The organism is Bremerella sp. P1 (assembly GCF_028748185.1).
GTDB lineage: Bacteria > Planctomycetota > Planctomycetia > Pirellulales > Pirellulaceae > Bremerella.
Map to the genome: position 1 here is coordinate 934,228 of NZ_CP118164.1, position 22,864 is coordinate 957,091.

The 22,864-nt window shown below is 56.2% G+C and carries 16 protein-coding genes; 10 read left to right on the forward strand and 6 right to left on the reverse strand.

What is annotated here, in order from left to right:
* Nucleotides 1–15: 15 nt before the first annotated feature.
* The 3 genes from PSR63_RS03910 to PSR63_RS03920 all read right to left on the reverse strand — a co-directional run bounded on the left by PSR63_RS03910 (nt 16) and on the right by PSR63_RS03920 (nt 6,191).
* Nucleotides 16–3,018, reverse strand: coding sequence for a serine/threonine protein kinase (locus tag PSR63_RS03910; protein ID WP_274330912.1), 3,003 nt, complete (start codon nt 3,016–3,018; stop codon nt 16–18).
* Between the two features lie 289 nt (nt 3,019–3,307).
* Nucleotides 3,308–4,351, reverse strand: a complete 1,044-nt coding sequence (locus tag PSR63_RS03915) for a threonine aldolase family protein (RefSeq protein ID WP_274330913.1) — start codon at nt 4,349–4,351, stop codon at nt 3,308–3,310.
* 103 nt (nt 4,352–4,454) lie between these two features.
* A complete protein-coding gene (locus PSR63_RS03920; protein ID WP_274330915.1) occupies nt 4,455–6,191 on the reverse strand; it encodes a DUF1559 family PulG-like putative transporter in 1,737 nt (578 codons plus the stop codon).
* A gap of 165 nt (nt 6,192–6,356) precedes the next feature.
* Between PSR63_RS03920 and rlmKL the strand changes: the two genes are divergently transcribed.
* The 4 genes from rlmKL (at nt 6,357) to hisB (ending at nt 11,839) form a co-directional block, all read left to right on the forward strand.
* Nucleotides 6,357–8,567: a bifunctional 23S rRNA (guanine(2069)-N(7))-methyltransferase RlmK/23S rRNA (guanine(2445)-N(2))-methyltransferase RlmL gene (rlmKL, locus tag PSR63_RS03925; protein WP_274330916.1), complete on the forward strand. Its 2,211-nt coding sequence runs from the start codon at nt 6,357–6,359 to the stop codon at nt 8,565–8,567.
* A 218-nt stretch (nt 8,568–8,785) separates the two neighbouring features.
* A complete protein-coding gene (hisD, locus tag PSR63_RS03930) occupies nt 8,786–10,150 on the forward strand; it encodes a histidinol dehydrogenase (RefSeq protein ID WP_274330917.1) in 1,365 nt (454 codons plus the stop codon).
* Between the two features lie 15 nt (nt 10,151–10,165).
* Complete coding sequence (hisC, locus tag PSR63_RS03935) at nt 10,166–11,224, forward strand: histidinol-phosphate transaminase (RefSeq protein WP_274330919.1); 1,059 nt, start codon at nt 10,166–10,168, stop codon at nt 11,222–11,224.
* Between the two features lie 21 nt (nt 11,225–11,245).
* Nucleotides 11,246–11,839, forward strand: a complete 594-nt coding sequence (gene hisB / locus PSR63_RS03940; protein ID WP_274330920.1) for an imidazoleglycerol-phosphate dehydratase HisB — start codon at nt 11,246–11,248, stop codon at nt 11,837–11,839.
* Nucleotides 11,840–11,846: 7 nt separating this feature from the next.
* Here hisB and PSR63_RS03945 read toward each other — a convergent pair whose 3' ends face one another.
* Nucleotides 11,847–13,475, reverse strand: coding sequence for a M60 family metallopeptidase (locus PSR63_RS03945; protein WP_274330921.1), 1,629 nt, complete (start codon nt 13,473–13,475; stop codon nt 11,847–11,849).
* A gap of 239 nt (nt 13,476–13,714) precedes the next feature.
* Between PSR63_RS03945 and PSR63_RS03950 the strand changes: the two genes are divergently transcribed.
* The 3 genes from PSR63_RS03950 (at nt 13,715) to PSR63_RS03960 (ending at nt 18,193) form a co-directional block, all read left to right on the forward strand.
* Entirely contained in the window at nt 13,715–14,527 is an 813-nt protein-coding gene (locus PSR63_RS03950; protein WP_274330923.1) for a hypothetical protein, read from the forward strand.
* 105 nt (nt 14,528–14,632) lie between these two features.
* Nucleotides 14,633–16,411, forward strand: a complete 1,779-nt coding sequence (locus tag PSR63_RS03955; RefSeq protein ID WP_274330925.1) for a hypothetical protein — start codon at nt 14,633–14,635, stop codon at nt 16,409–16,411.
* Nucleotides 16,412–16,429: 18 nt separating this feature from the next.
* Nucleotides 16,430–18,193, forward strand: a complete 1,764-nt coding sequence (locus PSR63_RS03960) for a hypothetical protein (RefSeq protein ID WP_274330927.1) — start codon at nt 16,430–16,432, stop codon at nt 18,191–18,193.
* Nucleotides 18,194–18,205: 12 nt separating this feature from the next.
* Here the strand turns inward: PSR63_RS03960 and PSR63_RS03965 are convergent, their stop codons facing one another.
* Nucleotides 18,206–19,603, reverse strand: a complete 1,398-nt coding sequence (locus PSR63_RS03965; protein ID WP_274330929.1) for a hypothetical protein — start codon at nt 19,601–19,603, stop codon at nt 18,206–18,208.
* A gap of 719 nt (nt 19,604–20,322) precedes the next feature.
* Here PSR63_RS03965 and PSR63_RS03970 point away from each other — a divergent pair.
* Nucleotides 20,323–21,321 (forward strand): DUF1559 domain-containing protein, encoded by a 999-nt coding sequence (locus tag PSR63_RS03970; RefSeq protein ID WP_274330931.1) that lies wholly within the window; start codon nt 20,323–20,325, stop codon nt 21,319–21,321.
* Between the two features lie 101 nt (nt 21,322–21,422).
* Nucleotides 21,423–21,608 (forward strand): hypothetical protein, encoded by a 186-nt coding sequence (locus tag PSR63_RS03975; protein WP_274330933.1) that lies wholly within the window; start codon nt 21,423–21,425, stop codon nt 21,606–21,608.
* 57 nt (nt 21,609–21,665) lie between these two features.
* Here PSR63_RS03975 and PSR63_RS03980 read toward each other — a convergent pair whose 3' ends face one another.
* On the reverse strand, nt 21,666–22,118 hold the full coding sequence (locus PSR63_RS03980) for an RrF2 family transcriptional regulator (protein WP_274330935.1): 453 nt from the start codon (nt 22,116–22,118) through the stop codon (nt 21,666–21,668).
* 149 nt (nt 22,119–22,267) lie between these two features.
* Here PSR63_RS03980 and PSR63_RS03985 point away from each other — a divergent pair, with 149 nt between their 5' ends.
* The gene (locus PSR63_RS03985) at nt 22,268–22,858 is read left to right on the forward strand and encodes a protoglobin family protein (RefSeq protein WP_274330936.1); all 591 of its coding nucleotides are present in this window, start codon (nt 22,268–22,270) and stop codon (nt 22,856–22,858) included.
* Nucleotides 22,859–22,864 lie beyond the last annotated feature (6 nt).

Consider the following 22,864-nt stretch of genomic DNA (forward strand, 5'->3'; position numbering starts at 1 on the left):
TTGCACAAGAAGAGGCTATGGGATCTTAAACACGTCAGGCAACGTGTAGTTGTTCTTTTGCGCGGCTGCGCGGGTAGTGACTACCAGCTTCTTTTCTTCGTCAGGACCATCCATGGGGTGAATAACGTAAATCAGTTTCTGTACTTCTGAATTCGCACCCGGCGAAGGCTCGGGATTGGCTCGCACCAGCAGTTGAGCAAGGATGTCACCGACCGGTTTGTTGTCGTGCGTGAATTCCTTGATTTCTTTATTCCGGGTGATGCCGTCCAGCTGCAGGTCGCCTCCCTTGATATCGATTGGAATGCCTGCTTCCTCGCCAATATCACGCAGCGCGAATTCGAGCGAATTCTGCGGGAATGAAATGCTCATCTTGCTGGCCAGCTTCTCTTCGATCGTCTCGGGAGTCTTGGCTGCTGGCATCGGAGCGCCGCTGGCCGGACCGGCAGCACCGGTCGTGTTGGCGGCGAGCATCAACTCGGCACCGGCGACCATGTTTTGACCGGCAGCCGAAGGAAGCATGATGTTGACGACCGCCTGGTTGGCGTCCACGCCGGTTCGCGATTGCTGGTAAGCATACTGAACCATGTTCGGGAAGCGAGAAGCCAGTCGACGCCAGTAGGGCGTAGGATTCAGCGAGGGCACAGCATCTTCCAGCTTGCGTGAAACGCCGTTGATCTTCTCTTTTACCGAATTCGCCAGGCTTGGTGGATCCAAACTGAGCGATCCCATGCACCGCATCTCAAGGTACAGGTTTTGCCCCAGATGCCCACTCACGAGAACCGCCCGGATGCCTTCGCCCAGGAAGTCCTTGACACCAGCAGAACCAGCTGCGAGTTCCCCTCGCATCACTTGGCTACCTGACGATGCCAGGAACTGCGGTTCGACCAGCAGGCTCACCGTTTGTTGATCGTCCGATTCACGTCGGAGCTGTTCCAATTCACGCGTCAGCTGAGGTGCGGCAACGCCCCGCTGGACAATGGCCTCGACGACGGCCTTCGAGCCGGCAACAAACTGGCTATCTTCCTTCCCCGGCATCGGCATGACAGTCCAGCCTTTAACTTCGTACATCGCAGGGATGCCACTGCCGGAAGGATTAGGATTACCCCACAGAGAAAGCAGGTTGGTTCCTCCTTTGAGCTTCGCAACCAGACAAGGAGGTCCCCCAGCGGTCGAAGGACCGAAGCTGACCGTGAGCGTCTCGAGTTGTTCGAAGCGGACGCCCAACTCCCCTTCTAGCTGCTCGCGCAACGCAGCGAAGTCTGGTCCCATGGCCCGCAGAATCCGGTCTCCTTCGGGATTGCCGGTCAGGTCGCTCGCTCGCACGACTAGCGCCAGGCGGGTATCACTTGGGACGCCAGTCAAGTCGATTGGCTGGCCATCGGTCGGCGAAGCCCACAATGTTTGGCCATCGTCTTGCACCAGTTGCGGTCCGGTTGGTGTTGCAGGCGGTGGATTGTTACCGGGAGTCGGTTCGACCGGAGGTGTATCTGGGTTTTCTTCGGGCGGATTTTCGACCTGCTCGCCATTGTCGGCGATGTCATCACCCGGGAAGAGGATTCCATAGCCATAAATTCCGCCCACAAGCGCCGCGATCGCCATCACACCCAACACAACCAAGCTGGTGATCTTTCGCTGCAACTTGCGTTTGCGAATACGTTCGGTCAAAGCGGTCGCACGACTGGTTCCTCCCTCTTGGGCTGGCTGAGCCGCAGGGACTGCGGTGGCCACTGCTGCTTGAGGAACCGCGACCGGCACTGCCGGTTGAGCAACGACCGGCTGAGGTGGCCCCGCTTGCGGTGGTGCAGCCCCAGGGAACGGAGCTGCCGCAGGCGGTACAGGCTGGGGAACAGGTGCCGCTGCCGGGGCCTGACCGGGAAAGGGAACTGCTGCCGCTGGTGGTACCGCGGCAGGTGCAGCCGACGGCGCTGCGGCATCATTGGCATTGGCGGTCAGAAACTGCAGGTAGCTGCCCATCGTCGGCAGAGCATCAGCGATCGGAGGTGAAAGCTGGCCGGCATCGACAAACGGTCGGAGTGCCTCGGCAACGTCCTGCGCACTTTGGTAGCGACCACCAGGGTTCTTGGCCAACAGATACTGGATGACCTGCATCAAGTTGCCCGGAATGAACGGCGGCGAAGGAACCTGGCTACTGGCGTGCTGCTGAAGTCGTTCGGTAATGCTTCCCTCGACAAACGGCTTGCCGGTCAGCAGGTCGAACAGGATCGCACCCAACGCATACAGATCGCTTAGCTTGGTAGGGGCGGTGCCCGCTTGCTGGAGTTCTGGTGCGGCGACATCCGCCAATGCGTTTAAGCGTTCGGCTTGCGCTTCATCCGCCCATGGAATCGCTTCCACTGGACGCACCGGCAGATGCAACAGCTTGAGGTTGCCGGTTGGTTCCAGCCAAAGTTGGTTCATGGTCAGGTCGCCAAAGACCATACCCTGGCTGTGGACCTGCGTGGCACCAAGGGCCGCCTGGCGAACCAAGCGAGCGCAGTCAGGCGTCGGAATCGGTACTCCGTCACCGGGACGGCTTTCGGCTAACAGGTTGCCATCGAGTTGTTCGGTGATCAGGTAGCTGCGTTTGGCTCCCTGACGCAAGTGAAAGCAGCGAATCAGATGAGGATGCGGCACAGACGATCGCAGCTTGCACATCTGCTGAACGATCGGGAAGCGGACGGTATCTTCCTGGATTTCAGGGGCAATCGGATGCAGCCACACGGGATGCCCGGATGCGGTGTGCTTTCCGGCGTAGGTTCCTTGCAGCGGCCCTTCTTCCAATCGATCGGTGATTTGATATTCACCGATGTTGATGGCTTTCGCACGACCAGCCAATAGCACGCGAGCCTGATACGTGGTGAGGTGCCCACCTTTGACCAGCCAGGTAGCGAGTGCCCTGGCATCGCCATTCTTGGACGTCTGCTGATATTGATCATGCAGCGGCTTACAGGCCTCTTTGGTCATTAGGCCTGATTCGAGAACCAGCTTCCAGAAGTCGTTCGTCTTGGTAACTTGCATGCTTGTTTGCGATCAGTCTCGGTTGTTCCATTGCGACGCGGACCGCACGGCTGCCCCTCGCCCACCAGTACGGCATCTGGACTAGACTGCTTCCAGTGGGCGTAAACCGTTTTCCGTCAACCTATTAGTGTACCGCGCACGCTGCTCGAAGAGCAAAACTTCGGTCAGGTTTTCACGGCTTGTCCGATAGAAGCCTGAATGCCCCGAAATACCCGAACAAGCGTCAGAATCGTGCGGCCAAAATGGCTTGCTCACGATGCCCTTCCGTCCTCAGTCGCCGCAATGGCAACTACGCCATAGCGGGCAGCGTTTGTTTGATAACATCAATCGCTGCATCGACTTGCAGCATGGAGACGTCTAAATGGGTTACCATGCGTATCTTCTGGGGGGCAACCGAGAGGACTTCGACGCCCCGCTCCGAGAACGCGGCTTGAAGCTGTGCGGCGGTGCCCAACTCCGGATCGATACTGAAGATCACGATGTTTGTCTCGACCGGGTCGACATCCAGCGAGAGCCCCTCGGTCTGGCGGACGGCCTCCGCCAACTTAGCGGCCTTTTCATGATCTTCCGACAATCGTGCGACGTTGTTCTGCAATGCATACAAGGCACCGGCCGCGATGATTCCGGACTGACGCATCCCGCCGCCAAACAGCTTGCGGGCTCGCTTTGCCTCCTTGATGAAGTCCGCCGGCCCGGCCAACGCACTGCCGACTGGCGCCCCCAGCCCTTTGCTAAAGCAGACGCTGACGCTGTCGAACATCGCACTCCAGTCGGCCACCGAGATGCCTGTGGCCGCTGCCGCATTGAAAAGACGAGCTCCATCGAGGTGCGTCTTCAAGCCGCCAACCTTCGCCCAGTCGGTGATCTTCTGAACGGTCTCAAACGGCTGGACTTTGCCGGAACCACGATTGTGGGTGTTCTCCAGGCAGACCAGCTTCGTCCGCACCAGGTGATCATTTTCAGGCCGGATCTTTCCCTCGAACTGCTCTAGCTGCAAGACTCCGTTCTCGCCGGGCAGCGTGCGAGCCACCACGCCGCTTAGCTGCGCGAAGGCTGCCTGTTCGTAGTTGTAGACGTGGCAGTTTTCCTCGCATAAAAATTCGTCGCCAGGCTGACAGTGCAAGCGGATCGCAATCTGATTGGTCATGCTTCCCGACGGCATGTAGATCGCGGCTTCTTTGCCGAGCATCTCAGCGGTGAGTTTCTCGAGCCGCTCGGTCGTCGGATCGATATCGATGACAGCGTCGCCCACTTCGGCCTGGGCCATGAATTGCCGCATGGCGGGACTGGGCTGGGTAACCGTATCACTGCGAAGATCAATGGGATAAGTCATGGCGAGTTGGGGTAACCTTCGAAGGTGGGATGAAAAAGCCTCTCTACATTTTGCAGAGAGGCTTCGTGAGTGCCAAGGATATTATCAGAATTCGATTGTGGTCCTAGTCCTTCGGAAACTGGATCGGATTTCCATCGCTGCGCTGGAACCAGTTCTTCAGGAAGTCGGCACTGGCATTCTTGCTGATGAAACGGATGCTTGCGTCACAGCAAAGACCGTTGAATCCACCCGGCTGAGCTTCACCCAGCGATTTCCAAACGTTCATCAGGTCGACTTCCAGATCGCTTGGTTTGGTCCAGATGACGGCGTCTTCGTCGTTGACTTCGACAAGCATCGCGGTGTTGGATGTGCCGTCGGTGATATTGTAAAGCCCAAGTCCTTTCGTGAACTTCTCCCCTGCTGGGGTCGGCTTGGGGTTTGGCTGGAAGACCATTTCTTTCCCGACAGGTACCAGGTAGGTCGTGTATCCCTCGGGTGCCGTGCTATTGGCACGACGATAAATCTCCGGCATTTGCTTGATGAACTGCTTGTTATGTTCGCTGTCCCAAGGTTCATCCATACGAAACTGTTCAAACATCGCGTTTTGCTCGATGAACGGCAAAATCATCACACGCCACGAAAGAAGTGGCTTTCCTTCAGCATCTGTTTTCGCGTAAGCCGGAAGTCCACCAAACGTGTCATGGAAGTTGTACATCGCGATGCCAATCTGCTTCATGTTATTGGTCGATTGCACACGACGGGCGGCTCCTCTAGCCGCTTGAACGGCCGGCAATAACAGAGCGACCAGGATACCGATCACCGCGACATTCGCGCCCATGATGCTTTCATCGTCTTGTTCAAACTTCAAGACAAGCGAGTTGCCTTCCTTCTTTGGGCGAAGCGCGTCGATCATGCTTTCCGAAACGCGAACCTGGTAACGTCCCATCGCCGCTTCAACTTCGTCTTCGCTTCGCACGAGCTTGTCGGCTTCCGACAGCATGGTCTGCTTTGCCAGTTCTAGGCCAAAGCCAATCATGTCATCCAGACGCCCGGCGGCCGCCTCGTCAACGCCGTTGATCTTCAGTGTCGCAGCCAACTTGCCGGTGCAGTGGCAACTCAGCGTAATCGACTCGGTATAGTTGGGTACCTGCTTGTACATGGTGAACGGTGGGGGAATCTCTTGTTGCGACAGCATCCCATTAAGTTGACCGCGAATTGGTTCCATGTTGAATGCGATGTAACCATCCGCACCGTCATTGGCTGCGGCCAAGATTTGGGCAGGCTTGGTCAGCTCGGCATTCGGACCGTTTTCAACGATCTCGCCCATCACTCCGAGCGAACCCAGCATGAAGCTATGTTCGTCCAGCATATGAGCGGCCATGTAATCGAACGGGTAGGCATCGGTGTAAAAGGCTTTGCCTTTGAGTCCGGGAAAGAAATCTTTGATGTCCTCTTCCTCGGCCATGCCTTCGACCAATTCCTCGATCCCGGCAAAGAAGGTCTCTTCTTTGAGCGTTTCAGATGTCTTAATCACCGAGAACATGTCAGGCTGTGGAAAATCAGGCGACGGAGGTGTGATCACGAACGTAATCGACGTGATCTTCATGGGATCGAAGCCCAAATACTTCTTACCGAACGCTTCCGCGACTTCGACCGGATAGGCCTTCACCATCGGATTGGTTAGAAATCGATCGGCTTGCACAAACCCGATGCCGACCGCGTTTGCCGGAACATAGCTCAAGCCCGGAAGCGTTTCTTCGGTAGCCGGGGTAGCAGCCTCCTGAGCCATCAACAACTGCGGCGGAAAAGCCATCGTTGCCGTTAAAAAGCCGATCAAAAGGGCACTTAGTACGTGTCTCATGGTTACTTCGCCTCCGCGCTTGCCATGTTGCCAATAGATAAGAATCGCTCCACGAAACGTTGGTTATAAACCTATCTGAAGGGGCCTTCGAGCGCTTTTTGATGAAGTTTTTACGGCCTTCGCTCTGCTTAACAGCACTATGCCATCTAGCCACTGGCACGTACGATGAAGAATTCCACTGACTTTGCCAGGGTGCTTAAGCGCGTGAATCCATCCAATCCCCTCCAACTTCTGGCCACCACGGCGTTTGGCATCGAGGCCGTCACGGCCCGCGAACTGCAAACACTAGGCTACGAAACCGAGATCCTCGGTTCCGGTCGCGTTCGCTTCGGCGGCAATTACACCGACGCGATGAAGGCGAATCTGCACCTGCGGACGGCCGATCGTGTGTTGGTTGAAGTGGCCCAGATTCCCGCCGGCGATTTCGATGCTTTGTTCGAGGGTGTCAAAGCGCTGCCGTGGGAAACCTTCATCGATGCCGAAGGGGCTTTCCCAGTAAAAGGACGCAGCTACCAATCGCAGCTTACCAGTGTCCCCGCCATTCAACGCGCCACCAAAAGAGCCATCGTCGAGCGGCTTCAATCGGCCTATGGCGAGAAGCTGCCGGAATCGGGCGCGACCTATACCGTGGACGTGGCCATCGCCAAGGATGTCGCCACGCTGACGATCGACACCTCAGGTGCAGGGCTCACACGGCGTGGCTATTTGGATTCCGAGCGACGCTCGCCCATGAAACCGACGCTTGCCGCGGCCCTGATCCAGCTAAGCCACTGGAATCGCGAGCGACCACTGGTTGATCCTTTCTGTGGAAGTGGCGTCCTGCTGATCGAAGCGGCGATGATCGGTCGTAATATGGCGCCTGGTCTCCTCAGAGATTTCGCGTTGATCGAATGGCCGGCGGTCGATCAAGAGGCGTGGCTCGACTTGGTGGAAGAAGCCCGATCCCAGATACTCGACACGCTACCCGAATCGATCATCGGCTACGACGAAGATGCCTCGGCGCTTCGCCTGGCTCGGCAACAAGCGATCTCGGCAGGCGTCGACAGCAATATTCACTTCCAGCGTCAAGCGTTCAGCGAGCTGACCAGCAAACGCAAGTATGGCTGTCTGATCACCAGCACCCCGTACGACGACCACTCGCGTGCCCGACGCGCCCAGTGGGATTTCTACCGTGGTTTTCCCGATGTACTGCGGCAGCTACCAACCTGGTCGCACTTCATCCTCACGGCATTTCCCGAGTTCGAGCGAGCCATGGGGCAAGAAGCGACCCGGCGCCGCAAGATGTACAACGGGCGGACCGAATGTCACTACTATCAATATCACGGGCCTCCGCCACCGAAAGCAGGCGACGAGTCCTCCCCGGAGCCGAGCGAAGAAAAGCCGAAGCGTACTTTCACGCCGGCGTTTGGTGGACTCGATGACAAGGCCAAAGAACAGGCCCAACTGCTGAAGAACCGGCTCGCCAAGCGGGCTCGGCACTTTCGTCGCTGGCCGAAGCGAGGGATTCACTGTTATCGCTTGTACGAGCGCGACATTCCTGAGATTCCGTTGGTCATCGACATCTATCACGATTACCTGCACATCACCGACTACGATCGTCCGCACGATCGAACGCCGGCTCAATATGCTGACTGGCTCGATCATCTGACGGAAGCGGCTCGCGAGGTGCTGGAGATCCCCGAAGGGCATGTCTTCGTCAAGCATCGCACGCGGCAGTCTGGCACATCCCAGCACGAGAAAGTCTCGGAGGACTCGAAGATTGTGGTCGTGGAAGAAGGGGGCCTGAAGTTCGAGGTCAATCTTTCCGACTACGTCGACACGGGATTGTTCCTCGATCATCGCAATCTGCGTAGCCAGTTTCGGGAAGAAGCCGCCGGCAAGCGGGTCCTGAACCTGTTCTGCTACACCGGGGCATTCAGCGTTTATGCGGCGGCCGGCGGGGCGACCTCGACAACCAGCGTCGACCTGAATGCCAATTATCTGGACTGGGCTGGCAGAAACTTCCAACTCAACGGTCTATCGATCGCCAAACACCACTTCATTCGCAGCGATGTGATGGAGTACCTTCGCAACCAAAAACCGGAACCCAAGTTCGACCTGGCGATTGTCGACGTGCCGACCTTTTCCAACAGCAAACGCACCGACGACGTATGGGACGTCCAAGAGGACCACGTCGAGCTGATCGGCCTGACGCTGAACCTGTTGAGCGAAGGGGGCGTCCTATATTTTTCGAACAACTTCCGCCGCTTCAAGCTCGACGAAGAAGCCTTACAGAACGTGCAGATCCGGGAGATCTCAAAGCACACCGTACCGGAAGACTTTCGCAACCAGCGCATCCACCGCTGCTGGCGAATGGTGCGGAAGACAGGGGAGTAACCACAGATGGCACGGATAACCACTGACAAATGATCTCGACAACGGATATCGATGCCCAGCTCCTATCCGTGACTATCGGTGAAATCAGTGGTTAATCCCCTCCCCCAGATTCGGGAATCGACAAGGATTCGCCCCTTTCCACTGAGTGCCTCGTGCAGCAAAATAGTATGTTTTCCCAATACTGAGACCGTTTGCTATCCAGCCCCCAGAAAGCCGAAATGGATCTGAAGTCGAAAATCGCCCGGATTGATACCCGGCACGACGACGTCGAAGCACAATTGCAACAGGTACGCGATAAGCTCAGCCCTAAGGGGGATGTTGTCAGCGAAGCGGGTCGCAAGCGGACGATGGAAGTATTTGGTGAACCTCTCAGCCCACTGCAGGTGGTGCAGAGAATCTGTGCGGACGTCGAAAGCGACGGGCTGGCTGCTGTGCTCGAATACGGCAAGGCCCTGGACGGCAAGCAGCTATACGCTTCGACCATTCGCGTCTCCGACGAAGAACTACGCCTGGCCCACGAAGCGGCCGATCCTGCGTTTCTGCAAACGATCCGCGACATTCGCGAAAACATTCTGCGTTTTCAAACGGCCATCCTGCACAAGGACGTTGAAGTCCCGATCGAACATGGTGGCAAATTGCGTCATCGCTATGCTCCGCTCAAGCGAGTGGGCATCTGCGTGCCAGGGGGCGCGGCGGCTTACCCGTCGACCGTTCTCATGACGGCCGTTCCGGCACAAGCCGCTGGGGTGGAAGAACTCGTCGTGATCGCTCCGCCAACTCCGTTTGGTTCATACAACTTGGATCTCCTGGCAACCTGCGCGGAACTGGGCGTGAAGGAAGTTTACCGTGTCGGCGGAGCCCAAGGTGTGGCCGCCTTGGCCTACGGCGTCGAAGGCCTTCCGAAGGTGCAGAAGATTGTCGGGCCTGGCAACTTGTTTGTGGCGCTGGCCAAGAAGCATGTCTTCGGCGAAGTCGACATCGATTCGATTGCCGGACCAAGCGAAGTGGTCGTGGTAGCCGATACGACGGCCAAGCCTGAATATATTGCCGCCGATATGTTGGCCCAGGCCGAACATTCGCCTGGCAGTAGCGTCCTGATCAGTTGGGACGAGTCTCTGATCGATGCCGCGCTGACAGAACTGGAGAAACAAGTTGCCGTTTTGGAACGCTGCGATTTGACGGTTCAAAGCCTGATTGACTTCGGCGCGGTTATTGTCACTCAAGACGAAGACGAGGCCTGCCGCATCGCCACCGAGCTGGCTCCGGAACACCTACACATCACGACGACCGATAGCGAAGCGACCGCTGAGAAGATCCTCACCGCCGGTGCGACCTTCCTGGGTAACTACACTCCGGTTGCGCTGGGTGATTATGCGGCTGGTCCATCGCACGTTTTGCCGACCGGTGCCACAGCCCACTGGGCAAGCGGGCTATCGGCCAACGACTTCCTGCGTTCGCGCAGCGTGATTCACTTCACCGAAGATGGCCTTAAGGCGATCGCCCCGTTGGTCACCACGCTGGCCGACAAAGAAGGTCTAACTGCACACAAGCGAAGCGTCACGATTCGCACGGAATCTGAATAACACACTGGGAACACCATGGGCTACTTTCGTCCTGAGATTGAAGCGATCGCTGGTTACAAGCCGGGCGAACAACCGCAAGGCGGGAAGTTCATCAAGCTGAATACCAACGAAAACCCCTACCCTGCCTCGTCAAAGGTCGCCGAGGCCATTCGTCAGCGTCTGGATCAGGGCCTGGAGAAGTACCCTGATCCGATCGGGACGGCGTTTCGCATTCGCGCGGCGGAAGTGCTCGGGGTTGAGCCCGACTGGATCCTCTGCGGCAACGGCAGCGACGATATCCTGACCATCCTCACCCGCGGTTTCGTTGGCGATGGCGAATGGCTGCGGCTACCGACGCCCAGCTACATCCTCTACAAGACACTGGCCGAGATCCAAGGGGCCGATAGCGAAGAGATCCAGTTCAATGAAGATTGGACCCTGCCTGAATCATTCGGCACCGCCAGCAATCACCTGAAGCTGGCCTTCCTGCCCAACCCTAACAGCCCCAGTGGAACGGTCGTTCCTAAGGAGCAACTGCGAACGATTGCCGACTCGCTTCCCTGCCCCATTTTAATCGACGAAGCGTATGCCGATTTCGCCGACGACAACTGCATCGATCTCGTGAAAGAAAACGAGAAGATCATGGTCTCGCGGACGCTCAGCAAGTCGTACGCCCTGGCCGGCCTCCGCTTTGGTTTTCTGGTGGCCCAACCGCAGATCATCGAGCAGTTGATGAAGGTCAAAGACAGCTACAACTGCGATGCCCTTTCGTTGGCTGGCGGGCTGGCCGCGATCGACGATCAGCAGTGGGTCGCTGAAAACAAAGCCAAGATCGTTGCCACGCGAGCCCGCATGACGAAGCGGCTACGCGAGATGGGCTTTACGGTGCCGGATTCGCAGGCCAACTTCGTCTGGGCGACGCAACCAGGCGTCAAACTCAAACCGATTTACGAATTCCTCAAGCAGAACCACGTTCTGATCAGATACATGCAATACCCAGGAATTACCGAGGGAATTCGGATCTCGGTCGGCACCGACGGTCAAACCGACGTATGCTTGGACTTGATCGAGCAGTACCTTCAGCAGAACTCATAGAACCCGCATAATCGCTCGCCCATGACTCGCACCGCCAAAATCGAACGCGACACGAACGAAACCCAGATCAAGCTCGAGCTGAACCTCGACGGCTCCGGCAACTTCTCCGGAAGCACCGGCGTGGGCTTCTTCGATCACATGCTGCATCTCTTCACGCGGCATGGCTGTTTCGATTTGTCGGTCGATGTGAAAGGGGACCTGCACGTCGACCAGCATCACACGGTCGAAGATACCGGCATCTGCATCGGCCAGGCGATTCTGCAGGCGATCGGCGACAAGAAGGGGATCCGTCGCTACGGTCACTTCTCGCTGCCGATGGAAGAAACCCTGTGCAGCACGGTCTGGGACTTAAGCGGCCGGTATTACCTGGTGTTCAATGCCCCGTTCACGACCGAAAAGATCGGCGACTTCGATACCGAACTGGTCGAAGACTTCTGGCAGGCCCTGGCCGCCAATGCCCTGTGCAACTTCCACGTGAACATCCATTACGGCCGCAACAACCATCACATCAGCGAGGCGATCTTTAAGTGCGCCGCGCGAAGCTTACGGATGGCTGTCGAACTCGACCCACGTTCCCCAGGCGTGCCAAGCACCAAGGGAACGTTGAACTCGTAGGCGTCAACTAAGTTCCCTTAGCCATCGCCTCTTTCATCATGGGTGATTCCCAAGCAGGAAGCGACTTCACTTCTGCCAGGGCAGCGTCATTAACCTGGACACCCCACTCGGTAAAGTAAGGCCCCAAGTTGCGATTGGTCGCATGGGACATGCGGATCAGGAAATCGCTGGCCCGGTCGACATCCGACTTGGGATGTTGGTCGAGCGGTAGTTCACGGTACTCGCGAAAGACCTGCTTGAACGGTTCCCAGCCAAACTCATACGAAAGCATCGTGTAGAAAGCCAGACGTTCGAACAGGGCTCCGTTGACCGTCATCCAGTTCCGCTCTTCAATCGGGCGGCTCAAGTACCGCCGAGCATTCTCGACCACGGTCTCGCGTGTCGCACGATCGTGAGTACGTCCATTCACTTTCTCCAGCGCGTATGCAGCAAAGATGTTGACGGTCACTTCGCCGGTGCGTTGATAGGTCCAGGCACGATGCTGGTGCAGATGCCCCAACTCGTGAGCATGGCCCCACTCAGGCTCACCGCGGACAATCGCTTCGGCCCAGCCGTGCGGAGCATTGATCGGATAGCCGGCAAAGGCCGCGCCCCAGTTCACGTGGGCATCGATCAAGAAGCGATGCGGAAACGGCTTCGTCTTCGGTCGGCCTGACAGTTCGCTCATGGCGTCGATCAGTGCGTCCCATTTCTCCATTGCCAGGTCTGGCGTATCGAGTCGGCGGACAAACTTCGATGGCAACGTGAAGATCACCTTATCACTACCAATCTCGGCATAGGGTGCCGGATAGCTGCGGATGGTGGCTCGCCACTCTTGGACGTTCGTTTCGCCATGCACATAACGCGGAGCCTGGACTACGTTGGAAAAACGTAGCTGAACCATCTTCTTGGCTGGTGGATCATAGTGGTCGACCAGGTCGTAGATATCACTATTCTTAGCCAGAAACGTCTTGGCCTTCGGAGTCGGCAATTCGACGTACAGCAAGCCACCGAAGGAACAAGCGACCTCGGTCGTTCGCTTCTTCAACTCGTAAACGCGATCGATCTTCGGAAAACGATTCAGTCGCGAGTGGCGTGGAATGTCGATCGTGGTGCTATTGGCACCGATCCGCAGCTTCCAACCGGCGTCGACATACTCTTCCGGAATCATCACATGCACGACTTCCCCTGGCGGAGCGTAAAGCCCGGTACTCTGCCAGCGATACGAGTTCGCATCGATCTCGCAAAACTGAACCTCAGGCTTGATCGCCCGATGGATGGTGCCGGGGAACTTATCGGCCGAAGGATGCTTCTTCAATTGATCGGGCGGAAGCACACTGCCTGCCAGTTCGGCTTCGACGATCATTCGCAGCGCGACTAACGGATGCTCGAGAACTTGAAAGCGGTTCTCCTTCTCGGGACCGATCTCAACGGCCGGAACCTCTTTCAACTTGCCAATCAGCTGCTGCATCGCGCCGGTCGAGCGAAACCCGGAGCGGGCCTCCTTAATGACGGCCTTCTTCACCGACACAAACTCGTCTTCGGTAAGCTTCTCTCCCTGGGCTGCTTTTTGCAGTTCTGCGTCACTTGCAGCCAAGCACACCGTGGTCATCCACAGCCCTAGCAACAAGCCAGACAGAACGCGAACCAACCCCATACGAACAGGTTTCAAAACTTGAAAAAACAAACTATTTGCCTTACTTTCCCGGGATATCATTCCGTATAAGAAAAAGCGCGACGTGGAAGGAACGGTGATTATGCCGTGCGACTTCATTTATGACAAGCAAAAGTCCACGGCTGGTGTTTTAAGAACCAAACGGAACTCCAATTCGTCTTTCTTAAAGTGCGTCTAGAGCACAAACTAGGTTGTTGCTTTCCCCGTAAAGGAATCTCGTCATGTGGCAACGTTACGCGTCGATTCTGATCGTTTTTGCCTGCTCGGCTTCGCTAGTGTGCCCAGCGATCGCTGTTGCCCAGTCGCCGGAAGGCAATGCGAAAGTAATTGTGGTCGAGCTCGATTCGCTGGCTTTGCCCAAGCGAGAAGGCGACCTACTGGCATGGATTCACTTCGGATCCATCAAATTTGGTGGTACCGATCCGATCTACCGAATACGCGTGCTGAAGGACGGAACGGCCATCGTGCCCAAGGATAACCGCGAGCGAGAGTCACGGCTGAAGCTTTCGGATGATGAGATCGCGGCGTTACGAAAGACACTCCTGGAAGATGCGACCATCCAGCATATTTCAGGTGCCTGGTTTAACGGTCAAGGGAACCGCTGGGATGGGAGTCAGGACTGTTATCTGCTACGCGACGAAGAGAAGGTCATCACGCTGACCTGTGAATATGGCTGGCCTTCGGCGACCGCCCATCGAGATCACATGATCCGACGTTACCAACAAGTAATGCAAACCTATACCGATTTGATTGGCCTGGTCAGAGCCGGAGGAAAAGAGGCCATTGCCCGGCAAATTCCGCTGGCCAACGAGGGGCTCAAAAAGTATTCGCCGGCGTCGACCCCATTCACCATCGATGACTTCTCGTTTGGCGAAAACTTTACCGATGGACATCGCCGACTGACCTTCGTTCGCGAGAAAGAGATCGAAGATGGTCAGTGGGAGAAAGTCCGCGTCGAAGTCCTCGTGCCCGATGAAGGGAAGCCTCGCCTGGGCGATATCACCATCAACGGCAAGCGAATCAGGCCCTCGTAGGTTTGGCCGGGATAAAACAAACCAAATCGTTGCACGCAATTCTCCCCTCGGCTAGGGTGATACCGGACCTCCATCCCTCCCCTGCTCCGAACCGAGGAGTTTTCGATGCGCGCGTTTCCCTTTTCGGCTCTGCTGCTCGTATTCTTCGTTTCTCCGACATGGGCCCAAGAAGAGCCTGGCGAAGCGTTTCGCTCGATTAAGATCGTCGCTGACCCCGCAGCCCAAGCTTCCCAAGCCCAGGTCCAGCGATGGCACGAAAAGTTGCGAAACGCGAAATCCGAACTCGAGGTCATCGACTCACCTTTGAGTGACGCGCTGCAGTTTGTTTCTGAGCAGGCGGATATCCCCATCCGCGTCGACCAACGAGCACTCGATGATATCGGAGTTGCGGGCGACGTGCCGGTCAGCTTGAATGCCCGCAACATCTCGACGCGGTCCCTGCTAAGACTCCTCTTGCAAGAGCTTGACCTGACTTATCTGGTCGATTCAACGGGCGTGGTGGTTACCACGTGGGAGGTAGCGGAATCCAGACTGGTTCGCCGTGTTTATCCTGTCAGTGATCTGATCCACGAAGGTCCCCTATCTGATCCCGATATCTTAATCGGCGTGATCACATCATCCGTCGAAGCGCATCTTTGGGAACACCTGGGCGGGCCTGGCAGCATTTCGTGTTTTCAGAAGAGCCTGATTGTCGATAGCACCGATCTGGCCCACCGCAACATCGAAAGCTTGCTCACACGTTTACGTGAAGTGAAAGAGCTATCGAGTGATTCTTATACCACAGCCTCCGTTTCGGTCTTTCCTTCTCAACAACAATCAGCGGATCTCGAGGCCAAACTCAACTCAACCCACGTTCCCATCGAGTTCATCGACGTATCGCTGGAAGAAGTGACGGACTTTCTCTCGGATGTGAGCGAGATCCCGATTCATCTCGACCGGCGAAGCCTGAGTGATGTTGGGTATTCAACCGACCTGCCGATCACGATCCAGGCGAAAGAGCTGTCGGTGAAGCAGACGCTTACGATCCTCTGCCAGCAGCACGATCTTGGTTGGCATCCCGTCGATGGAATGATCGTTATGACTTCATCGACCTATGCCCAACGCGCATGGGAAATCCGAGTCTATCCGGTACGTGATCTCGTTTGGCACGGGCTCGACATTCGAGATCCGGAACTCCGCCAACAGCTTTGGCAGGCCACTCGTAGTCTCCCAAGTACCGTAAATCATGCCGCCGGGCGGGCCAACTTGAAGACGACCGATCTGCCCAAACTACCCGACTTCGGTGGCTTAGTCGATTCAATCACGACAGCAATCGAGCCTGAAACGTGGGAACATCTGGGCGGTCCGGGTTCGATTACATACTATCCGATGTGCGACTGCCTCGTTGTAAGGCATCACCGCGCAATGCACGAGAAAGTTGCCGAACTGCTACATCAACTCCGTTCGCAAGAGAACGCGGTTGATACCGAGACGCTGACCCAGCAAATCGAGCAAATTCGCAGCCAGTTGTTGACGGTCAAATATGTCCCGTACCAGGTGACCGATACTTCATCAGACTTCACCCGTGAAGACTTCCAGGCCATCGGACGTCAGGTCGAACAGCTTATCGTCGCGGACACCTGGAACAGCGACGACTATTTCATCCTTGCGACTCAAGCGGGCCTCATCATTCGTCATACTCGCGAAGTGCACGAGAAAATCGGAGAGTTTCTCGACCAGGTCGGTATCGGCTTGCCTGCCCCATCCCTTAGCAGCGATCGGTCCCCAGTCAACGCGCATGGAAGCTCAGGCCCAAACGCTTCCTCAGGCTTTGACGCCGAAGCTCAAGGCATGGGTTCGCCATTCCAGAACTCGGTCAACGGCCAGCAAGGCGGATTCTTTTAACGATCGATGGAACGTCCTATGTTACCACCGCTATTTGTTGCACGAACGTTGCTTCGCACCGTTGCCATCGTCTGCCTGATCGGCTCTGTGCTGGGTCATTCGGCATTCGGTCAATTCGGTGGGCCGTCGCAGGCAGACCCCGATCCCATTGTTCTTCCCAACACCAATTCTCCAGAGTATCAACAGATCGACGCGATGGAGAAGCGCGTTCAAGCCGCGCGGCTGAGCCTGCAGGTTGTCGACATTCCACTTCAGGAAGTGGTCCAGACATTTACGCAGCGGACCGGCATACCGATGCGGATCGACGAGAGAGCGCTCGAAGATGTCGGGCTCAGTGCCGACGTTCCGATCACGTTCAACATGCCTGAGATCGCGGCAGAGACGCTGCTTTACTTGATGCTCAAAGAGCTGGACCTGGTCTATGTGATGGATACGGGCAGTGTTGTTATCACCACGCCAGAGGAAGAAGAATCGAACCTGCGCACGAAGTTTTACGCCGTCGAAGATCTCTTCAACGATCCTAATCCCAACTTCGATATCTTGATCCAAATGCTCACCACGTGCATTGATCCCGAATCGTGGGAAGAACTGGGGGGCCCTGGCAGCATCGCACCGCTTCGTAACGGCGTCATCATTACGCAGAGCTATCAAAACCATCGCCGACTTCAAGGTCTCTTCGCGACGTTGCGTCGTGTACAGAAGTCCCCTCGGCAAGCCGGCCTTCCGATGATGAAGTCGATTTCCCCCTATGGTCCGCAGGCCGAAAAAGTCGAACGGCAACTGCGTCAGGCACGTACGACGATCACTTTAACAAACGCCCCGCTTGAAAGTGCGGTCGCCGCCATTTCAAAATTCGGTCGCCTACCCATGATGATCGATAATCGTGCCTTGGAAGATATTGGATTGTCGAACCGCACCCCTGTCACGTTGAAACTGAGCGATGCCAGTATCGATTACATGCTCGATGTTCTCGGCGAGAAACTCGAATTAACGACGGTGATCTTCGGAGAAGTCGTAATTGTCACCACACCGGAAGAAGCCGAAAGCGAACTCGAAACGCTTGTTTACCCGGTTAAGGACCTCGTGCGATACGATCCTAACACCGGAAAAGAACGGACCAAACGGAATGTATCCGGCGAGTTCGACATCTTGATTGAGGCTATTACCACTACGGTCGAGCCCGAGTCATGGGAAGAATTGGGAGGTCCGGGTTCGCTGGCACCTTTCCCCTACACCGATTGCCTGGTCGTCACGCAATTGGGTGACGTTCACCGCAAAGTCGCTGAGCTTCTGGAACAAGTCCGCACCGCGAAACCGAAAAAGACGTCTCCCCAGTCCTTGAATATCATTCCTCGATCGATGCCAGCTCCTATCAGCCGGCCCGCCGATGTTTCGGAACCTCACGTTGGCGAAAGCATTATCGTGGTCTCATACACACCAGAGGAGTCTCGCGCCGGGGAGTTCTCCCGAGAAAAGTTTGCCCGCATCGCCGAGCGTTTGAAGCAGGTCGTTGCTCCGCAAAGTTGGGCGGACGATGAGTACTTCGCCGATGCGACCCACAGTGGCGTCTTCGTTCGCCAGAGCCGCGATGTGCAGCGTACCGTCGCAAGTTACCTGGCCAGCCAAGGCCTCAATGCACCACCGCTCGAGGAAGACGTACCAGCGGAAGAGTCATCTCCGGATGAACCGACGCCGACAACGGATCAGCAGAATGAGTCGCCTACTGTTAACCCCAGCCCACCAACGTTTAATTCGAGTGAAGGTGGGGGCGGTTTCTTCTAGTCGCGATTCGGTTTAGTAGCGACGCGTCAGCAGAATCGCGATTTCGCTATCGAACAGCTTGTTTTCGCCATCTTTCAACGGAGCCACGGCGGCGGCCGTCAGCAGGTAGTTGTCACCCAGCTGAAAGCGAAGACCCGCGGTTGCATTGAGCACATCGATACGATTGAACGGGTTGGTCACCACGTCGCCCATCGTAGGACCTGCACTGGCCGTGTCGGTATCGTTGATGGTGGTCGAGTAGTGAAGTTCGCCGATCACGGCTGCACGGCGGATGAATCCGCATCCACTGCAATCTTCGTAGAACCAGTGACCCAGCGAGTAGTCGAGATACAGGAAGTTCTGTTCCTGATATCGGCCGAACTTAATGTCACTCCCCCCCATATCATCTGGCAGGAGAAATGTCGTCCCGTTTACATCAAAGTCAAGCTGCATGATGGCGGTCGACCAGGTGCGTGACGAGTGCTGACGATAGTAAGCGATAAAGGGCAGCAAGTGGACCGACTGGTTGTCGACAACCGCGATGAGATTGCCCGTTCCATCCAGAAGTTCACCGTCTGCTGCCGTTGGCAAATTCAGGGTCAGACCAGCAGTGATCGCCGACTGATCGCCACACTGGTACAAGATGCTTTTGAAGACCAAATTCAGGTTACCGAACTCGACCGCCGATTGATCGCCCGATGCGTTTAACTGTTGCGACCTGTCAAGGCCACCAACAATCGGCAGGCGGAATTCAATCGAGGAAGAACCATTAAGGATGGTCTTTTCCAAGCCGAGCGTAACGCGGTCTACATCGATTCCTTCGCGGCTAATGTTGCGGACCGGCTGGCTGAAGTGGTTGTAATTGACGAACCAACGATCGACAGGAATCGGGCTCACGTTTTCGGTAATCTTGTAGCGACGATCGCCACCACCGATTGGAATGTTGAAACCATCTTCTGGCAAGGTACCGCCGTAGCTAGGACCGGCGATGCGTGCCGTGTTGCCGAAGAAGTCACCGATCGTCGCATCGCGAAAACCCATGCCTTCGGAAGCGGAAGCAAACTGGGTCGATGTAGCGAACGTGGTCGCTGGCGACGGCATTGGCGGAAGATCATCGGCCGGCTGCGTCAGATCATCCGTCATGGGCATGTCGTCCATCGGAATCTTCGGTGCCTGCGAATCATCGTCGCTCGGAGCCTGGTAGTAATGGCCCGGCGGACACGGCGAAGGAGGACAGGGACTCACGCACTCGCATTTCTTCGGAGCGCAAGCGCAGTCAGCTGCCAGACTCGATGAAATCGAGGCCATTGGAGCCATCAGGGCAGCCAGCGCCACCATCCAAGAGCGGCAATCCATGAGTTCGTCCTTGATTCGGTTCAAACGATTAGGGTGTTCACTACGTCCATGCGCGAACGCAGCCGTTGTAGTCATTTCTCGGCATCCCCCACAGTGACTCTCCATGCTTCCATCGTGGGAATTATTGGAGAAACCAGAATTAATCGACTTCTCGATTGTGCCAACCGGCAAACCTTATCTAGAGCCCGGAATCGCAGCGAATTTGCTAGCAGATAAATCCGTGAACCGATCAACAGCCGCAAATCGAATGGCAACCCGCAAGCAATAAATCGCGAAATAGATCTGACTCGATTCAGGCTTTGACCTCACTCCCAGTTCGAAGGGAGACCGCGGTTGAAGAACGCGTCTGGACCGCCTGCAAGCGATTAAGAAACCAATAAGAGGACTCCAATCACGACGGGAAGCCGCTCCGTTGTCAAGAATCTGCCCCCTTAGCCAGGAACTTTCATCGCCAGCTTTCACGCTGCGCAAAGCGAAGGAAATGCTGCGCACAAACGAGAGTTCCATTGATCACACCACCTACTCAAAGGGCAACTTTTTTTACTTCAGATCCACAAAAATGTCTTCACAGTCACATTTCAATAGGCTTCATTTTCGCTTCATGATTCCCAATTAGCTTCCGTTGCATCACGAGCCCAGTCCTGGGAACGGACCCAGGAAAAGCGGATGAGCTCGGTAAGAAGAAGAGGCCGCGATCTGCCGCATTCCTTAATTAATTGAACGGCATGCCCGCCAACACGCTGTCCCACCTAACATGGCGTGCAATCGCGAAAGTACAGGAATCATTGAAGTCCATGTTCCACTCCCCAAAGCTGCAAACGTCCCCTCGTACTGGTTTCACACTGGTCGAATTGCTGGTGGTGATCGCCATCATCGGTATCTTGATCGCCCTGTTGCTGCCTGCGGTACAGCAAGCTCGTGAAGCCGCACGCCGCATGCAATGCACCAATAACCTCAAGCAAATTGGTCTCGCATTCCACAACTTCCAAGACACTTACGGGCACCTTCCTTTTGGCGGCGCCGATAAGAACAGTTCGGTACCGCTGGGCGACTCCGGCGACTGCTGCTCGGCCACTCAGATCGACTACCTGAACTGGACCTATCACATCATGCCGTTTCTCGAACAGCAGAACCTGTATGACCTGGGCGACAAGAATGATGTCGGCAACTCGGCAAGCATCATCGCCCGTAACCCAGTGTTCGGTTTTTATTGCCCCTCGCGTCGCGCTCCGACCGCCTACAGCGGATACTACCGGACGGACTACGCCGGAAACGGTGGCGAATGGCACGATGATGGTGCCAACAAAGGAACCAGCCCCGGCAAGAAGGGTGTCGTCGTGAACAACAAGCTCGGCAAGGAAATGGTGATCGAACGTATTCAAGACGGTTCGTCCAATACGATCATGGTTGGCGAAAAAGCACTTCACCCCGACGCTCATGGTAGCGAAGGTGGCGACAACGAACGCTACGTCAACGCCGGTTGGGACCAATGTGTCATCCGCTGGGGTGCCCGCTACGACAAAGACAACGCGGTATCGATCGGTTTGCCTCCGATCCCAGATACCCAATCGGTGCATAAGAATGACTCGGGATCTTGGGTCTTCGACAACAGTGCCCTGAGCCACGGTGGCGAGTTCGGTCAGTGGCACGCCTACTTCGGCTCGTCGCACCTGGGCGTGACGAACTTCTGCCTGGCCGATGGTTCCGTCCGCTCGGTTCCTTTCACCGTGGACCAAGAAGTCTTCCGTCGTGCGTCGCTGTCGAACGACTACGAAGTCTTTGAATGGCCGTAAGCGAAGACGCCGTCGGGTTCCCCCTTCCCCTCAAGCCTCCTCGCGATGAAATGATGTCGCGAGGAGGACTTCCCCGCTTAATCGATTGAAAGATGCAAACGATGAAACTGTTGAATATCTCTCTACTGCTACTGGGATCCTGGACGCTGGTTGGCTGCGGATCGAGCACGCCTACCGACCTGGTCACGGAACTCACGCCGGAAGAAGAAGCCGCCATGAAGGCTGAAGTCGAAGCCGTCGAAGCGGATGAAGCCGCCCAGCGACGACCAGCGAAGAAATCTCGCTAGAAAAGAAAAAGGCCCGGCGATGGATCATCGCCGGGCCTCTTCTACGCACGGTGCTGGCTACTGCTTCTTATTCGAGGGCCGAGCCGAGGGAAACTCGCAAAGCGGAATGCTGGTGGTCGGTTCGGCGATCACTTCGGCCAAGGTCGTATCGTTGAACGCTTCTTCCACGCTGGCCATGGCGTTATCTAAACGGCGATGAAGAGGGCACAAGTTCTTGCCGTGTGCCTTTAAGCCTAACGGACACGAGGAAATCCGCACGATCGGGTCGACCGCGTTGACCACTTCCAGAATCGTCAACTCTTCCGGCGACTTGACCAGCGAGATCCCGCCGCCAACCCCCCGCTGCGACTTCACGACCCCGGCACGGACTAATCCCTGCAAAACCTTCGACAAATACGCAATCGGCACCTTGGTGCTGTTCGCAATTTCTTCGGTGGTAGAGCTTCCCGGAGCTGTGTAGGCCAGGTGGCAGACAGCTCGCAGCGCATATTCAACGGTTTGTGAAAACATCGATTTCCCACACCAGGAGCAAAACTGGACATTGACATCCAATTATTCGAATCGTAGATTGGTAGAACAATTCAGGACATCGGTATCCTGAATTGTATCCGCCCCATCCAGTTTAGCCTAAGATTATCACTTACTCGATTGGGTTAGCCATGAAACAGATCGACGAAGCACGTTTGGAATCAGATTTGGCCTATCGTTTCGGCTATTTGCTCGAATTCGTAGGTTTTGGTGGGGACGACATCGAAGCCATTCATGGGGCTGCTGGGGCACTTGCTCCCCTGGTTCCCTCCTTGGTCGATGCCGTTTACGACAAACTCCATGGCTACGATGCCACTTGGCGACACTTTGTGCCCCGCCAGCACGGCTACGAAGGGGATGTTCCGACTTCGGTCGAAGAACTTTCCATGGATCACGAGCAAATCAAGTTTCGCAAGCAGCACCTGGCCCGCTACTTGGAATCGCTGGTCACTAAGCCGTACGACGAAAAGATGCTGGTCTATCTGGACACGGTCGGCAAAATTCATACGCCGGCAGCTGGTAGCAAAGAACTGGATGTGCCCCTGGTGCAGATGAACGCCTTGATGGGCTTTGTGGCCGACGCTTTGATCGCCACCATCACCGGCCTGGGTCTCGACCGGGAAACCGAAGTGAAAACCTTGCGGGCGTTCAACAAGCTGCTCTGGCTGCAGAACGACCTGATCAACAAACATTACGTACCAGTTCGCGAATCAGTGGCCTAGGAAGGG

Bases quoted from the DNA above. Each gene is read 5' to 3' on its own strand.
- PSR63_RS03910 (WP_274330912.1), bottom strand. From the start codon at position 3,018: ATGCAAGTTACCAAGACGAACGACTTCTGGAAGCTGGTTCTCGAATCA.
- PSR63_RS03915 (WP_274330913.1), bottom strand. From the start codon at position 4,351: ATGACTTATCCCATTGATCTTCGCAGTGATACGGTTACCCAGCCCAGT.
- PSR63_RS03920 (WP_274330915.1), bottom strand. From the start codon at position 6,191: ATGAGACACGTACTAAGTGCCCTTTTGATCGGCTTTTTAACGGCAACG.
- rlmKL (WP_274330916.1), top strand. From the start codon at position 6,357: ATGAAGAATTCCACTGACTTTGCCAGGGTGCTTAAGCGCGTGAATCCA.
- hisD (WP_274330917.1), top strand. From the start codon at position 8,786: ATGGATCTGAAGTCGAAAATCGCCCGGATTGATACCCGGCACGACGAC.
- hisC (WP_274330919.1), top strand. From the start codon at position 10,166: ATGGGCTACTTTCGTCCTGAGATTGAAGCGATCGCTGGTTACAAGCCG.
- hisB (WP_274330920.1), top strand. From the start codon at position 11,246: ATGACTCGCACCGCCAAAATCGAACGCGACACGAACGAAACCCAGATC.
- PSR63_RS03945 (WP_274330921.1), bottom strand. From the start codon at position 13,475: ATGGGGTTGGTTCGCGTTCTGTCTGGCTTGTTGCTAGGGCTGTGGATG.
- PSR63_RS03950 (WP_274330923.1), top strand. From the start codon at position 13,715: ATGTGGCAACGTTACGCGTCGATTCTGATCGTTTTTGCCTGCTCGGCT.
- PSR63_RS03955 (WP_274330925.1), top strand. From the start codon at position 14,633: ATGCGCGCGTTTCCCTTTTCGGCTCTGCTGCTCGTATTCTTCGTTTCT.
- PSR63_RS03960 (WP_274330927.1), top strand. From the start codon at position 16,430: ATGTTACCACCGCTATTTGTTGCACGAACGTTGCTTCGCACCGTTGCC.
- PSR63_RS03965 (WP_274330929.1), bottom strand. From the start codon at position 19,603: ATGACTACAACGGCTGCGTTCGCGCATGGACGTAGTGAACACCCTAAT.
- PSR63_RS03970 (WP_274330931.1), top strand. From the start codon at position 20,323: ATGTTCCACTCCCCAAAGCTGCAAACGTCCCCTCGTACTGGTTTCACA.
- PSR63_RS03975 (WP_274330933.1), top strand. From the start codon at position 21,423: ATGAAACTGTTGAATATCTCTCTACTGCTACTGGGATCCTGGACGCTG.
- PSR63_RS03980 (WP_274330935.1), bottom strand. From the start codon at position 22,118: ATGTTTTCACAAACCGTTGAATATGCGCTGCGAGCTGTCTGCCACCTG.
- PSR63_RS03985 (WP_274330936.1), top strand. From the start codon at position 22,268: ATGAAACAGATCGACGAAGCACGTTTGGAATCAGATTTGGCCTATCGT.